Origin of the sequence: Qipengyuania sp. ABI-127-1 (assembly GCA_022953095.1) — a bacterium.
Taxonomy (GTDB): Bacteria; Pseudomonadota; Alphaproteobacteria; order Sphingomonadales; family Sphingomonadaceae; genus Qipengyuania.
Genome location: JALJCR010000001.1, coordinates 1163985 through 1177174, shown reverse-complemented (window position 1 = coordinate 1177174; position 13190 = coordinate 1163985). Strand labels below are relative to the sequence as shown.

The following is a 13190-nucleotide window of genomic DNA, read 5'->3' as shown; positions in this document are numbered from 1 at the left end:
GCAGACGTGTCTCGACTTCGCTCGACACGAACGGCGGTCTACATCAGGCGCTCGGCCCTTCGTAGGCCTCCACGATCCGCCCGACGATCGGATGGCGCACGACATCGGCAGCGGTGAAGCGGATGGTGCCGAAGCCCTCGACCCCCTCCAGCTTGCCGACCGCATCGGCCAGCCCGCTCATGCCATCGCCGCCGGGGATGTCGACCTGGCGCGGATCGCCGCAGATAACCATGCGGCTGTTCTGGCCGAAGCGGGTGAGGAACATCTTCATCTGCTCGCGCGTGGTGTTCTGCGCTTCGTCGAGGATCACGAAGGCATCGGCGAGCGTCCGGCCGCGCATGAAGGCGATCGGCGCGATCTCGATCTCGCCCGAGGCCAGCCGCCGTTCGACCTGTTCGGGCGGCATGCAATCGTAAAGCGCGTCGTAAAGCGGGCGCAGATAGGGATCGACCTTTTCCTTCATGTCGCCGGGCAGGAAGCCAAGCTTTTCGCCCGCCTCCACCGCCGGCCGCGACAGAATCAAACGTTGCACACTGCCGCTGATGAGCTGGCTGACCGCTTGCGCGACCGCGAGATAGGTCTTGCCCGTGCCTGCCGGGCCCAGCGCGAAAATGATGTCGTCCCGCACGAGGCTGCGCATATAGACGGCCTGCATCGCGCTACGCGGCACGATCGTCTTGCGCCGCGTACGGATCATGATCGGCGGCCCCTTGGGCTCGGCGTCGACAATGCCGTCGAGCGTGGGCTCGTCCGACATGGCGATCAGCGCCTCGATCGCGCCCTGATCGAGATCCTGCCCGATGGCGAGCTTGTCATACATTGCCTTCAACACGTCGCGCGCGCGGGCGACGCTGTCTTCCGGCCCTTCTATGTGCAGCTCGTTACCGCGCGCCGCGATAAACACGCCGAGACGGTTTTCCACCTGGACGAGGTTCGCATCGAACTGACCGAACAGCGGCCCGAGCAGGCTCTGATTGTCGAAACTGATATCGACCTGTGCCCGGCGGACTTCGCGCTGCGGGGACGGCGGCGGGGTGAAGGCAGTGGCGTCCTTCTGTGCGGGTTTGCGAGCCATATGCTCCTTTCGCTTGCGAGTCGGAATGTAAGCCTCGCTGTCGGGGGTGCAAGTTGCGAGCGGTGAGATGACGGTGGAAAGTCATGTTTCCGTCATCCCAGCGAAAGCTGGGATCGCTTTCAAAATCGCGCGAGACTGGGAACGATCCCAGCTTTCGCTGGGATGACGTCAGACGACGGCCATCTCGCACAGTTTGCCCGCAAGCGAGTTCGGGCCGGCTTCGACCAGTTCGACCTGTACCAGATCGCCGATCGCGGCATCGCCTTCGAACCACACACTCTGCAACCAGGGCGACTTGCCGAGCCATTGGCCCGGATGCTTGCCCTTGCGTTCGACCAGCACTTCGCAGGTTTTGCCGACACTCGCATGGTTGAACGCCATCTGGTCGCGGTTGAGCGCGGCCTGGAGGCGTTGCAACCGCTCGTCCATGACCTCTCTCGCAATCTGGTCATCCATCGTCGCGGCGGGCGTTCCCGGGCGTGGGCTATATTTGAAACTGAAGGCCTGCGCGTATTCGACCTCATCGACCAGCGCGAGCGTCTCCTCGAACTCTGCATCGCTCTCGCCGGGAAAGCCGACGATGAAGTCGCCCGAGAGCGCGAGGTCGGCGCGCGCGGCGCGGAAGCGCTCGAGTAGCCTCAGGTAGCTTTCCGCCGTGTGGCTACGATTCATCGCCTTGAGCACTCGGTCGCTGCCCGCCTGCACCGGCAGGTGGAGGAAGGGCATGAGCTTGGGCGTGTCGCCATGCGCCGCGATCAGATCGTCGTCCATGTCGGCCGGATGGCTGGTGGTGTAGCGAATGCGCGCAAGACCCTCGACCTTGGCAAGATCGCGAATCAGGCCCGCGAGGCCGACCTTGTGGCCCTTGTCGTTCTCGCCGCTCCATGCGCTCACGTTCTGGCCCAGCAGCGTGATTTCCTTCGCGCCCGCATCGACCAGTTTCTTCGCTTCGATCACCAAATCGCTGTAAGGGCGTGAAATTTCCGCGCCGCGCGTATAGGGCACCACGCAATAGGTGCAGAACTTGTCGCACCCTTCCTGAATGGTGAGGAAGCTGGCCGGATTGGTCCGGCGGCGCTCGGGCAATGCGGCAAACTTGGCGATGGCGGGCATGTCGGTATCGGTCGCCCGCTCGCCCTTCACCGCCTTGTCGAGCATCTCGGGCAGGCGGTGATAGGCCTGCGGGCCGACGACCATGCTGACCGCCGGAGAGCGCTTCATGATCTCCTCGCCCTCGGCCTGCGCGACGCAACCTGCGACCGCGATCAGCGGCTGCTTGCCCGCTTCCGCGCCCGCCTTGGAGATACGGCCGATGTCCGAATAGACCTTCTCCGCCGCCTTCTCACGGATGTGGCAGGTGTTGAGCACGACGAGGTCGGCATCCTCGCCCTCGGGCGCAGGCACAATGCCCTGCTCGCCCAGCATCTCGGCCATGCGCTCGCCGTCATAGACGTTCATCTGGCAGCCGAAGCTCTTGACCCTGTAGGTCTTGGGGGAATTGGTCGGTTTCATGGGAGTGGGGGCTTTAGCGGATATCAAGGACACCGTCACCCCGGACTTGATCCGGGGTCCAGCTACTTCTCGCATGGTGCCAGCAAAGCTGGACCCCGGCTCGGAGGCCGGGGTGACGAGGTTGATGGTGCTAACCGACGGTAGCCTTCACGATCTTGCCCGGGTTTGCCGGCGGCTCGCCCTTGGGCAGAGCGTCGATGTGATCCATGCCGCTCTCGACCTGGCCCCAGACGGTATACTGGCCGTCGAGGAATTCGGCATCGTCGAAGCAGATGAAGAACTGGCTGTTGGCGCTGTCGGGCACCTGGGTGCGGGCCATCGAGCAGGTGCCGCGGGTGTGCGGTTCGCTGTTGAATTCGGCCTTGAGGTCCGGCTTGTCGCTGCCGCCCATGCCGGTGCCGGTCGGATCGCCGCCCTGCGCCATGAAGCCGGGGATCACGCGGTGGAACACGACGCCGTCATAGAACCCCTCGCCCGCCAGTTCGGTGATGCGCTCGACATGGCCGGGTGCCAGGTCCGGGCGCAGCTTGATCACCACGTCCTTGTTTTCACCGTCGCCGGTATCGAGAGTGAAGGTCAGCTTGTCGGCCATCGGTCGTTTCTCCTGTGAATTGGCTGGCGCCTACATAGGGATTGTGGGCGGCCTGTCACCCGTTGCTTGCAATCCAGCCCCGCCCGCCTAGACCGCTGCACATGAGCGAGAGCAACCGCCCCCTCGACGACGACGGTTTCCTGCTGGCGCGTGAGCCGGAGGAAGAAGCGCGTCCGGACGACCGGATCGACGACGAGCGGATGGACGAAGAGAACACGCTCAAACCCGAATTCGTCCGCTCGGTCGAGGATGCGCTCGACGAAGGGGACCTCAAGGCGGTTTACGAACTGGTCGAACCGCTCCACCCGGCCGATATCGCCGACCTTCTCGAACTTTTCGAGCGCGACGAGCGTTACCAGCTCGCCGCGGCGATCACCGATCTGATGACCTCCGAGGTCGTCGCCGAACTCAACGACTATGTCCGCGAGACCATGATGGAAGCGCTGCCGCCGGAAGCGGTGGCGCAGATCGTGGACCAGCTCGAGACCGACGACGCCGTCCAGCTCATCGAAGACCTCGACGAGGCAGACCAGCGCGCCATCCTGGCCGAGGTCGAGCTGGAGGACCGGATCGCGATCCAGTCCGCGCTGTCCTATCCCGAAGAGACCGCCGGCCGCTTGATGAGCCGCGATCTCGTCGCAGTGCCCGAACATCTGACGGTCGGCGATCTCATCGATTACCTGCGCGACGGGCGCGACCTGCCCGACGAATTTTACGAAATCTTCGTGGTCGACGAGAAGCATCACCCGGTCGGCACCTGCGCGCTCTCATGGGTGCTGCGCGCGCCGCGCGCGATCCCGCTGGCCGACGTGATGAAGCGCGACCAGACGCTGATCCCGGTCACGCTCGACCAGGAAGAGGTCGGGCTGATGTTCCAGAAGTACAACCTCATCAGCGCTGCGGTGGTCGACGAGAACGAGCGGCTGGTCGGCCAGATGACGGTGGACGACGTGGTCCACATCATCTCCGAAGAAGCGGGCGAGGACGCGCTGCTGATGTCGGGCGCGGGCGAAGGCGACATCAACGAACCGATCCGCGAGGCCTATTCCGCGCGCGTCCGGTGGCTGGTGGCGAACCTTGGAACAGCACTGGTCGCATCGCTGATCATCGCCCTGTTCGGCGCGGCGATCGAGAAGCTTGTGGCGCTCGCGATTCTCATGCCGATCGTTGCGAGCATCGGCGGGAATGCAGGCACGCAGACCATGGCGGTGACCGTGCGCGCCATCGCCACCAACCAGCTCACCCGCAGCAACACACGGCGTATTCTGATGCGCGAGATGCGCGTTGCGATGCTCAACGGTGTGACCATCGCGGTGCTGATCGGCCTTGCGACGGGCGCGATCTTCACTCCCATGCTCGGCGGCGTTATCGCGCTGGCGATGGTGATCAACGTGGTGATTGCGGGCCTTGCCGGCGTGCTGGTGCCCGTGGCCTTCGACCGGCTCGACCAGGACCCGGCAGTGGCGAGCAGCGTGTTCGTGACGATGATTACCGATTCGATGGGTTTCTTCGCATTCCTCGGCCTCGCCGTGGCCAGCGGGATCGTCGGTTAGCCTTCCTACACACGGACCGGGTGTTACCCGGTCCAGGGCGGAAGAAGCTGCGGGCCGGACTGTTCGTGTGAAATGACGCTTCTGCGCGGGCTGAAAAGGGCTGGTCAGCGGCATGGGCCAAGGTCTGCACCGTTGGCGCGGATGTAGGACAGCGGTTTCGCCAGGAACGTTTCCGGTTTATGCTACCTATACCCAAACGTCGCCCCGGACTTGATCCGGGGTCGGTGCTTTTTGAGACAAAGCGAGAGGCAGCCAGTAGCACCAGCCCCGGATCAAGTCCGGGGCGACGATGTGGAGTTGTCCTGCTGCCTGGGTAACGTCAGGGGTTCCAATGCCTGCCCAGAGCCCTATCTCACTCCCATGCCGCTCAACCTGACCAAGATCGCCTTCGGCGCGCAAAGCTATGGCGATATCGAAAGCTGGTATGCGCAGCGGCGCAGCCCGAACCTCACGACGCGCTATCGCCCGACCAAGTGGGAACAGTGCATCGGCGGTTCGCTCTACTGGATTCACCAGCACAGCATCGTCGCGCGCAGCGAGATCCTCGGCTTTTCGGAAACGAAGGATGGGCGGTGGTCGATCGACCTCAAGCCCGAGCTTATCCGCGTCCACCCGCGCCCCAAGCGCGCGCACCAGGGCTGGCGCTACTTGAAGGGCGATCCCCCGCGTGATCTGGCCGAGGGCGAAGACATCGGTGACGCGCTGCCGGGCAAGTTGGCCGGAAAGCTGGAGCGGCTAGGGCTGATCTGAATCCGTGTGCTGCAGTGCACAAGCGCATGTTTTCTATACATTGTGACAGAAGTGTTGCAGTGAGATTTCTAAAATAAGCCACTGCTTTTGAATGCTTTTCTGCGGAACGGTTTACGCCTTGGCAAGGTCTGCTCCGTAAGCGGGAGGCATCGTCAACAGCGCAGCGTCCCTCCGATGACCGTCCAGCCCCAATTTGCCGATGCATTCGTTTGGGAAGCCAATCCGAACACTCCTCCAGAACCGGCAAAAGCGAAGCCTGCCGTAAAAAAGCCTGCTCGGACCGGGGCGGGCTCGTCGTACAGCAACAGTCTCCTGGAACGCTATGGGCTCGTGCGCTCCAGCATTTCGGGCAAGGTACGCGTCTTCGCCTTTTCCTTCACTGTTATCCTCGTCCTGCTCGGCGCGATCCTCGGCGGGGCGCAGGCGGTGCTCGCCGATCGATCCGATCAGGCGGCGGTCAATGCATCGCGCGCCATGGCCGCTTCGCAACTCGCAACATCGATCGCCGAAAGCCGCTATTTCGCTTCGCGCTATGCTGCAGATGGTGATCGCGCAACGATCGCCTCCGCTTTCGCTACGCTGGCCCAGGCACGCGACGAGATCGATGCCACCATCGCACTCGACGGCGGCGACAGCGAATCGCGCGCGCGGATGGAATGGTTGGTGACGCAGGTCGAGGGCTTCGAACCGGAGCTGCATGCCCTGCAAGCTTCGATCACCGTCCACGGACCCTCCATCACCGGCAACGCGCTGGCGAATGCGATCGACATCAGTGGCGGTCAGCTCGCGCGGCAGGCCGCAGAAATCGAAGCCGCGCTGGCGGTGCAGTCCGATACTGCTCAGCAATCGCTCGCCATAGTCAAGACCTGGACCATGATCGTTGCCCTTGCGCTCATCGCGGGTTGCGTTGCCCTGGTCCATTTCGGCGCACGGGGCCTGTCACGCCAGGTTTCCGGTTCGCTGGCCGAAATCACCGGGGCCATGACCCGCCTGGCGGGCGGCGACCGATCCATAGCGATCCCGGCGACCGAACGGCATGACGAGATCGGCGAAATGGCGCGTGCATTGGTGGTTTTCCGCGAAAGTGCCGATGCGCTGGCCGATCTGCAACGCAAGGCCCGCGAGGACCAAAATGCAGTTTTACGCCGCCTGGTGGATAATTTCGAGGGAGGCGTGGGCGAAGTCGCGAGCGGCGTAACGCAAGCCTCGCGCGAGCTGCAATCGACTTCGAGCGAGATGGCGGGAGCGGCGACACAGACCATCGGCGTGGTAGAGCAGGTTTCGCGCGACATGTCCGAAACCCAGGGCGGCGTTACGGCCGCCGCTTCGGCAAGCGACCAGTTCGCGATGTCGATTGCCGAAATCGGCCGTCAGGCGGGCATCTCCGCCAATATGGTCCAGGATGCGCGCCAGTCGACGGAGACCGCCGATACAAAGATGTCCGAACTGGCCGGGGTCGCCGAGGAAATCGGCGAAGTCGTCGATCTAATCGGCGCGATCGCCGACCGCACCAATCTGCTGGCACTCAACGCCTCGATCGAGGCCGCGCGCGGTGGCGAGGCGGGACGCGGCTTTGCCGTGGTCGCTTCGGAGGTGAAGGAACTCGCCCGCCAGACTCGCGAAGCGACCGGTAATGTCGCCTCGCGCATCGTCGGGATGCAGGTAATGACACGTGAAAGCGTCGAAGCCCTCGCCCGGATCGGCGAGCGCATCCGCGAAGTGGAGACGACTGCGACCGCCATTGCGCAAGCAGTCGACGAACAGTCTCTGTCGAGCCGCGAACTGGCCCGCAATCTCGATCGCGCAGCCAATGGGGTCGAGAATATCGGCGGCGGAATTGCGCAGATCGGTCAAACGGCCCGCAGCACCGGTGCGGCAGCCGACAAGGTGCTCGCATCCGCAGCGACACTCGACCACACGGCCCGCGATCTAGAAGGCCGCGCACACGAGTTCGTGAGTTCGGTTCGCGCAGCCTGATCACGCGGCGATCATCCAGGAGCGTCCCGGATTGCCAAGCCAGTGAAGGCAAAGGGGCAATGCTATCGCGCCCGACCTGGCAAGCCTTTTCTTAGGCGGCAGTCTTCTCCGCCACGCGCCGCAGCGCGTCGGCATAGGCCTCGGGTGGCTGCGCGCCGGGGATCATGAACTTGTTTTCGACCACCATTGCGGGCACGCCGGTGATGTTGAGATCCCAGGCGGCGCGCTCTTCGGCGCGAACCTTATGCGCGAGTTCCTCGCTGGCGAGCGCGGCTTGGGCACCCGCGCGGTCGAAACCGACAGCCTCCGCCACGTCGAGCAGCACGTCGTGATCCGCAATTTTGCGGCGCTCGTTGAAATGCGCCTGGAATAGCGCAAGCTTCAGCTCGGTCTGCTTGGCCGCCCCATGCTCCTCGCCCGCCCAGGTCAGCAGCTTGTGCGCGTCGAAGGTGTTCCACATCCAGCGCTGCGGTTCGGGATCGGGGCCAGCGTAATCGAGCGAAACACCGGCATTTTGGGCAGCTTCGCGCATGCGGCCCTGCACCGCCTTGGACTGTTCGGGGGTGGAACCGTATTTTCGCGCGATATGTGCGGTGCTTTCCTCGCCCTCGGCCGGCATGTCCGGATTGAGTTCGAAGGCATGCCAGCGAATGTCCGCCTCGATCTCGCCATCGAGCAGTTCGAGCCCCTTCTGCAGGGAGCCCCAGCCGACCAGGCACCAGGGGCACATGACATCGGACCAGATATCGATCCGCAAGGTTCTCGGCTCGCTCATCTCTTCACCCACCATTGCATCAGGTGATGCGCGATAGCATGGCGCGGCGGGCAGCGGAACGGACCGTTACCGGCCAGCGCGGCTTCCACCTCTGCGCGCGTATAGAAGTTGATCTCGGCCATTTCGGTCTCGTCGATGGTCAACTCGTCACTGTTGGCATGGCTGTGGCAGCCGATCATCAATTGGCTTGGAAACGGCCAGGGCTGACTGGCGATGTAGGAGACATCGCGCACCGTGATGCCCGCCTCTTCCAGCACCTCGCGATTGACCGCTTCTTCAATACTCTCGCCTGGCTCGACGAAACCGGCAAGCGCGGAAAAACTTCCTTCCGGCCATCCGAGACCGCGACCGAGCATCAACTTGCCGTCATATTCGACCAGCATGATAGTGACCGGATCGGTGCGCGGGAAATGGCTCGCGCCGCAAGCGGTACAGTCGCGCTGCCAGCCACCCTTGGCGAGCTTCGTGGCGCCCCCGCAGGCCGCACAGAAACGGTGCCGCGCATGCCAGTCGGTCAGGCTGCGCGCGCCGCCGTAGATCGCCAGATCATCGGGTCGCAACGTCGCCATCAGCGACCAGAGCTGCGGGTTGGCCATGCGCGGGCTGGCATCGCCATTGGGCGGTACGGCAGCGAAACAGGCCTTGCCCTCATCGAGCCCCAGAAAGCACAGTTCGGCATCCTCCGGCGCATCGGCCAGCGTACCCCAGACCAGCCCGCCACCGTCGCCGATCGCAGGCATCAGCCCATCAAGCGCGAGCACCCGCGCTTTCCAGTTCATGTAACCCGCCAGCCGTTGGGGATCGGCACGGACGTGATCGGCGCGGTCGAGGCGCGAGCCGCTAAATGCGAGCATATCTTATGCCTTCGCGGCTTGCATCGCGGCCAGATCCTTGCCTACCGCTGCGGGAAAGCCAGTATGGATCGGATAGGCTTCGGACGGCATGTATTGCGTCATCAGGGTCGCGCGCAGGCCGGCCTTGAAATTGACGAAGGCGACGGTGCCCGCCGCCCCGCCCCAGCCATAAGCGCCATCGGTCACGCGGCCGCCCGCGCCGAAGCCCTGCCCTTCGACCCAGGTACCCTCGGTCGTCGCGGTGGCGGGCAGCAAGTTCGACGTGCCCACCCGCACGGCAAGTTCGCCCATCACGCGCTTGCCGTCGATCATGCCGTAGCCGAGCAGCATGGTGAGAAAGCGATCGTAATCGCGGGCGGACGAAACCAGCCCCGCCCCGCCGAAGGGGAACGGCGGCTCGTCGAGATAGATCGAGGCCCTGGCCGGATCCATCGGCAGCGGCGTGTTGTTCATGATCCCGTAATTGGTGGTGAAGCGCCCGACATCGCTTTCTGGAACGGTGAAGAACGTACTGGTCATGCCCGCCGGTTCGAAGATCTGCGTGCGCAGGAATTCGTCGAAGGCCATGCCACTGGCTATCTCGATCACCCTACCGAGCAGATCCAGACCGACCGAATAACTCCATTTGGTGCCAGGCTGCAGCACCAGCGGCAGTTTGGCGAGGCGATCGGCGAAAGTGTCGAGCCCGGTGACTGCCTTACCCCGGCCAAGACCAGGAATTGGCAGACGGCTAACCTGCCCCGGGATCAGACCCTGTTCGGTGTAGGCGGCACTGATCGGCCCCTTCTGCACGATATTGTAGCCCAGCCCCGCAGTATGCGTAAGCAGTTGGCGCACGGTGATCGGGCGTTCGGCCGGGACCAGATCGGTCAGCGACCCGTCATAGGTCCGCTGCACCTGCATGTTCGCGTAGGCGGGCAGCAACTCGGCGATAGGCTGATCGAGCCCGAGGCGGCCCTCGTCGATCAGCATCATCGCGGCCATGCCGGTGACCGGCTTGGTCATCGAATAGATACGATAGAGGCTATCGGCATCCACCTTGCTCGGCCCGCCCAGAGCCAGCGTGCCGCGCGCGATATAGAGCGGGTCCTGACGCCCCCAACCCAGCGCGGCGATCATGTTGGCAACCTTGCGTTCGGAGACATAGGTGTCGACCATGGCGGTAACGTTGCGCCAGTTCGCCCCATAGTCACGGGCCAAAGCCATGCGCCCCATTGGCGAGCCTGCCAATATTGCCCCGGCAGTGAATCCCGCACCCCCGCGCAGCAGCGCGCGGCGGGACATCTGCGGGGTATCGAAGGTGCGATAGGCCATTCGTGTCTCTCCGGATTTCAAAACGGCGGGTTTGTGCGGGAGCGATGGCAGAGCGTCAATTGCCAATCGAAACTGTTGCAATCGGCCAGTGTCCTAACCATATAGGACACATGCTCAATCTGCTCTCCATCCTGTTCGGGATCGTCTCGCTCGTCGTCGTCATTCCGGCGACCATCCCCCTTCTCGGCTGGGCCAACTGGCTCGCACTGCCGCTGATCGCGATCGGCGTGGTGCTGGGCCAGCTTTCGTCGAGCAATACCGGGCGCAATTTCTGTCTGATCGTGCTGCTGATCGCCGCCGTGCGGCTGACGCTGGGCGGTGGGATTATCTGACGATCGATCTCCCGCGAAAGGGGGGATTCTCAGGCGGTCGAGCGCATCGCTGTCTGAAGATCCCGCCTGCGCGGGGAATCATGACGTTACCAGCCGGGCGGCCTTGGCGAAGAGTGTCGGCAGGCCCGCTTCGTTAAGCGTGTCGAGAGGCCACCATTCGCCCTCGCCGCTGGGCTGTGTCGCTTCACGCTGTACCTGCACCGACAGTTCGAGCGCGAAATGGGTGAAGGTGTGCCGCACCATTCCCGCGCCTTCCCAGTCCCCATCCAGCGGCGGCTCGCCCACCCCATCGCCGCGTGCGCTCCAGCCATCATCGGGCAGCGCGCGCATCCCGCCGAGCATCCCCTTGCCCTCGCGCCGGACGAGCCACACAGCATTCTCCCGCTCGATCCAATAGGCGTGCCCCTGCCGCACGGGCTTGGCCTTTTTCGGTGCCTTGACCGGGAACCGCGCCGGATCGCCCGCCGCGCGAGCCCGACAGTCTGCGCTCAGCGGGCAGAGCAGGCATTTGGGATCGCGCGTCGTGCAGATTCCCGAGCCCAGATCCATCATCGCCTGCGCGAAATCGCCCGCCCGCTTCTCCGGCGTAATCTCAGCGGCTGCCGTGCGGATCGCCTTGCGCGCAGCCGGTAGCGGGTCTTCGATAGCGAATAGCCGCGCGACTACCCGCTCGACATTGGCATCGACGACCACCGCGCGCTCACCGAAAGCAATCGCAGCCACGGCGGCGGCGGTATAGGCACCCAGCCCGGGCAGCTCGCGCAATTCCCCCTCGGTCGCGGGAAATCCGCCGCGCTGCGCCACCTCTCCCGCGCATTTCACCAGATTGCGCGCGCGCGAATAATATCCCAGCCCCGCCCATGCCGCCATGATGTCCTCCTGCGGAGCTGCGGCAAGCGCTTCGACCGTGGGCCAGCGCGAGATGAAGGCTTCGAAATAGGGTTTCACCGCCGCAACTGTCGTCTGTTGCAGCATGATTTCCGACAACCATACGCGATACGGATCGGGTGGCGGCGCTCCGGGCCGCGCGCGCCACGGCAAATCGCGCGCATGCGCATCGTACCAGTCGAGTAGCCTATCGGAGACGGTGGCAGTCACGGCCCGCCTATGGCATGAGCGTTCCCACGATGGGAAGCGACAAGACCAGATCCGGATCTAAGAAGTACCAGCGCCCGCGCGGCGGCGGGGCCAAACCGATCAGCGATCTGATGCCGCAGATCGGGCGCAGCGCGTTCCGCCGCTTCGGCTTCGTCCAAAGCTCCGTGGTGAGCCGCTGGCCGGAAATCGTCGGTGAGACCCATGCGAAGGTCTGCACACCCGAAATGATTCGCTTCCCCCCGGGGGAGAAATCTGAAGGCATCATGCATCTGGTGGTCAAGCCTGCGCATGCGCCGCTGGTGCAGCAGGTAATCCCCGAAATCATCGACCGGGTGAACCGGTTTTTCGGCTACCGCGCCATTGCCCGCATCAAGCTGCGGCAAGGCCAGGTTAAGCCACCGCCTGACAGGGACAGGCCGAAGGCGCCGCCATCGCTCAAACCGATTCCGATGGAATTGGGCGACAGCCTGCGCGATATTGGGGATCCCGAATTGAGGACAGTGCTGGAATCGCTGGCCCGCAGTCTCGGATCGCAAGAAGACGGGAACGAGAACACGTGAAAATCAAAAGCATGGTGCTGAAGGGCCTCGCCCTGCTAGGGGTCGGAACGCTCGCTCTGAGCGCAAGCGCGCAGGAACGGCCGATCCTTCCGGGCGGCAATTGGGGCAGCATGCTGGCCGAAACCGATGGCGGGCATACGTTCGGCAATCCGGATGCGGACCGTAAGCTGATCGAATTCATGAGCTATACCTGTTCGCACTGCGCCACTTTCGCGCGCAATGGCGAAGGCGCCATCAAAGTGGCCTACGTCCCGAGCGGTCGCATCAGCTACGAAATCCGCCACCTGATCCGCGATCCGGTGGATCTGTCCGCGGCCCTGCTGACCCATTGCGGCGATGCCAGCAAGTTCGGCGGTAATCACGAGGCGATCATGTATCGCTTCGACGAATGGATGGGAAAAGCCGCCAAGGCTACCCAGGCGCAGCGCTCGCGCTGGCAATTCGGCTCGCTTCCCGCGCGGCTACAGGCGATCGCCAGCGATCTCGATTTCTACGATATCATGGAAACGCGCGGCTACGGCCGTGCCGAGCTCGATCGTTGCCTGTCGGACGAAGCGAAAGCCCGCGCGATGGCCGATACGTCCGCCGCCGATGTCGAAAAATACGGCCTCACCGGCACTCCCAGCTTCGTCCTCGATGGCGAACTGCTCGAAGGCACGCATGACTGGCTCAGCCTCGAAAAACATCTCGCCGACGTGTTCTGAAGCCGGACGAACCGGTTTTTCGGGGGAAAGGCCTGTGGATAGGCAGTGGTGCGCCTTCCCTTCGTCGTGCCCCCTGACCTAGCCTCCCAGTCCA

General features: G+C 63.9%; 13 protein-coding genes. 6 read left to right on the top strand and 7 right to left on the bottom strand.

Going from position 1 to position 13190, the window contains the following annotated elements; genetic code table 11:
- Window positions 1-43 precede the first annotated feature (43 nt).
- The 3 genes from MUY37_RS05765 to MUY37_RS05755 all read right to left on the bottom strand — a co-directional run bounded on the left by MUY37_RS05765 (window position 44) and on the right by MUY37_RS05755 (window position 3179).
- Complete coding sequence (locus tag MUY37_RS05765; RefSeq protein WP_499194425.1) at window positions 44-1075, bottom strand: PhoH family protein; 1032 nt, start codon at window positions 1073-1075, stop codon at window positions 44-46.
- 168 nt (window positions 1076-1243) lie between these two features.
- Window positions 1244-2587: a tRNA (N6-isopentenyl adenosine(37)-C2)-methylthiotransferase MiaB gene (miaB, locus tag MUY37_RS05760; RefSeq protein ID WP_499194424.1), complete on the bottom strand. Its 1344-nt coding sequence runs from the start codon at window positions 2585-2587 to the stop codon at window positions 1244-1246.
- A gap of 130 nt (window positions 2588-2717) precedes the next feature.
- Window positions 2718-3179, bottom strand: a complete 462-nt coding sequence (locus MUY37_RS05755; RefSeq protein WP_499194423.1) for a peptidylprolyl isomerase — start codon at window positions 3177-3179, stop codon at window positions 2718-2720.
- A gap of 101 nt (window positions 3180-3280) precedes the next feature.
- On the opposite strand from MUY37_RS05755, the gene mgtE reads away from it, so the two are divergent.
- From mgtE to MUY37_RS05740, 3 genes are all read left to right on the top strand, one after another.
- Entirely contained in the window at window positions 3281-4732 is a 1452-nt protein-coding gene (gene mgtE / locus MUY37_RS05750; protein ID WP_499194422.1) for a magnesium transporter, read from the top strand.
- Window positions 4733-5092: 360 nt separating this feature from the next.
- Entirely contained in the window at window positions 5093-5482 is a 390-nt protein-coding gene (locus MUY37_RS05745; protein ID WP_499194421.1) for a DUF1489 family protein, read from the top strand.
- A 174-nt stretch (window positions 5483-5656) separates the two neighbouring features.
- Window positions 5657-7459, top strand: a complete 1803-nt coding sequence (locus MUY37_RS05740; protein WP_499194420.1) for a methyl-accepting chemotaxis protein — start codon at window positions 5657-5659, stop codon at window positions 7457-7459.
- A 91-nt stretch (window positions 7460-7550) separates the two neighbouring features.
- Here the strand turns inward: MUY37_RS05740 and MUY37_RS05735 are convergent, their stop codons facing one another.
- Genes MUY37_RS05735 through MUY37_RS05725 form a run of 3 tightly spaced genes read right to left on the bottom strand, consistent with a single transcriptional unit; the run spans window position 7551 to window position 10402 of the window.
- Window positions 7551-8234 (bottom strand): DsbA family oxidoreductase, encoded by a 684-nt coding sequence (locus MUY37_RS05735; protein ID WP_499194419.1) that lies wholly within the window; start codon window positions 8232-8234, stop codon window positions 7551-7553.
- The gene (nudC, locus tag MUY37_RS05730; protein ID WP_499194418.1) at window positions 8231-9088 is read right to left on the bottom strand and encodes an NAD(+) diphosphatase; all 858 of its coding nucleotides are present in this window, start codon (window positions 9086-9088) and stop codon (window positions 8231-8233) included. Before nudC ends, MUY37_RS05735 begins: the two co-directional genes overlap by 4 nt.
- A 3-nt stretch (window positions 9089-9091) precedes the next feature.
- A complete protein-coding gene (locus tag MUY37_RS05725) occupies window positions 9092-10402 on the bottom strand; it encodes a serine hydrolase domain-containing protein (protein WP_499194417.1) in 1311 nt (436 codons plus the stop codon).
- Between the two features lie 110 nt (window positions 10403-10512).
- Here MUY37_RS05725 and MUY37_RS05720 point away from each other — a divergent pair, with 110 nt between their 5' ends.
- Window positions 10513-10734 carry a hypothetical protein gene (locus MUY37_RS05720; RefSeq protein ID WP_417322952.1) on the top strand — a complete coding sequence of 74 codons (222 nt, stop codon included), beginning with the start codon at window positions 10513-10515 and terminating at the stop codon, window positions 10732-10734.
- A gap of 78 nt (window positions 10735-10812) precedes the next feature.
- Here MUY37_RS05720 and mutY read toward each other — a convergent pair whose 3' ends face one another.
- Window positions 10813-11832, bottom strand: a complete 1020-nt coding sequence (gene mutY / locus MUY37_RS05715; RefSeq protein WP_499194416.1) for an A/G-specific adenine glycosylase — start codon at window positions 11830-11832, stop codon at window positions 10813-10815.
- Between the two features lie 14 nt (window positions 11833-11846).
- On the opposite strand from mutY, the gene MUY37_RS05710 reads away from it, so the two are divergent.
- Window positions 11847-12392, top strand: coding sequence for a DUF721 domain-containing protein (locus tag MUY37_RS05710; RefSeq protein WP_499194415.1), 546 nt, complete (start codon window positions 11847-11849; stop codon window positions 12390-12392).
- Window positions 12389-13096, top strand: a complete 708-nt coding sequence (locus MUY37_RS05705; protein WP_499194414.1) for a thioredoxin domain-containing protein — start codon at window positions 12389-12391, stop codon at window positions 13094-13096. The genes MUY37_RS05710 and MUY37_RS05705 overlap by 4 nt, the downstream gene beginning before the upstream one ends.
- The last annotated feature ends 94 nt before the right edge of the window (window positions 13097-13190 follow it).

Bases quoted from the DNA above. Each gene is read 5' to 3' on its own strand.
- MUY37_RS05745 (WP_499194421.1), top strand. From the start codon at position 5,093: ATGCCGCTCAACCTGACCAAGATCGCCTTCGGCGCGCAAAGCTATGGC.
- miaB (WP_499194424.1), bottom strand. From the start codon at position 2,587: ATGAAACCGACCAATTCCCCCAAGACCTACAGGGTCAAGAGCTTCGGC.
- MUY37_RS05725 (WP_499194417.1), bottom strand. From the start codon at position 10,402: ATGGCCTATCGCACCTTCGATACCCCGCAGATGTCCCGCCGCGCGCTG.
- mgtE (WP_499194422.1), top strand. From the start codon at position 3,281: ATGAGCGAGAGCAACCGCCCCCTCGACGACGACGGTTTCCTGCTGGCG.
- MUY37_RS05735 (WP_499194419.1), bottom strand. From the start codon at position 8,234: ATGAGCGAGCCGAGAACCTTGCGGATCGATATCTGGTCCGATGTCATG.
- nudC (WP_499194418.1), bottom strand. From the start codon at position 9,088: ATGCTCGCATTTAGCGGCTCGCGCCTCGACCGCGCCGATCACGTCCGT.
- MUY37_RS05765 (WP_499194425.1), bottom strand. From the start codon at position 1,075: ATGGCTCGCAAACCCGCACAGAAGGACGCCACTGCCTTCACCCCGCCG.
- MUY37_RS05720 (WP_417322952.1), top strand. From the start codon at position 10,513: ATGCTCAATCTGCTCTCCATCCTGTTCGGGATCGTCTCGCTCGTCGTC.
- MUY37_RS05740 (WP_499194420.1), top strand. From the start codon at position 5,657: ATGACCGTCCAGCCCCAATTTGCCGATGCATTCGTTTGGGAAGCCAAT.
- MUY37_RS05710 (WP_499194415.1), top strand. From the start codon at position 11,847: ATGAGCGTTCCCACGATGGGAAGCGACAAGACCAGATCCGGATCTAAG.
- MUY37_RS05755 (WP_499194423.1), bottom strand. From the start codon at position 3,179: ATGGCCGACAAGCTGACCTTCACTCTCGATACCGGCGACGGTGAAAAC.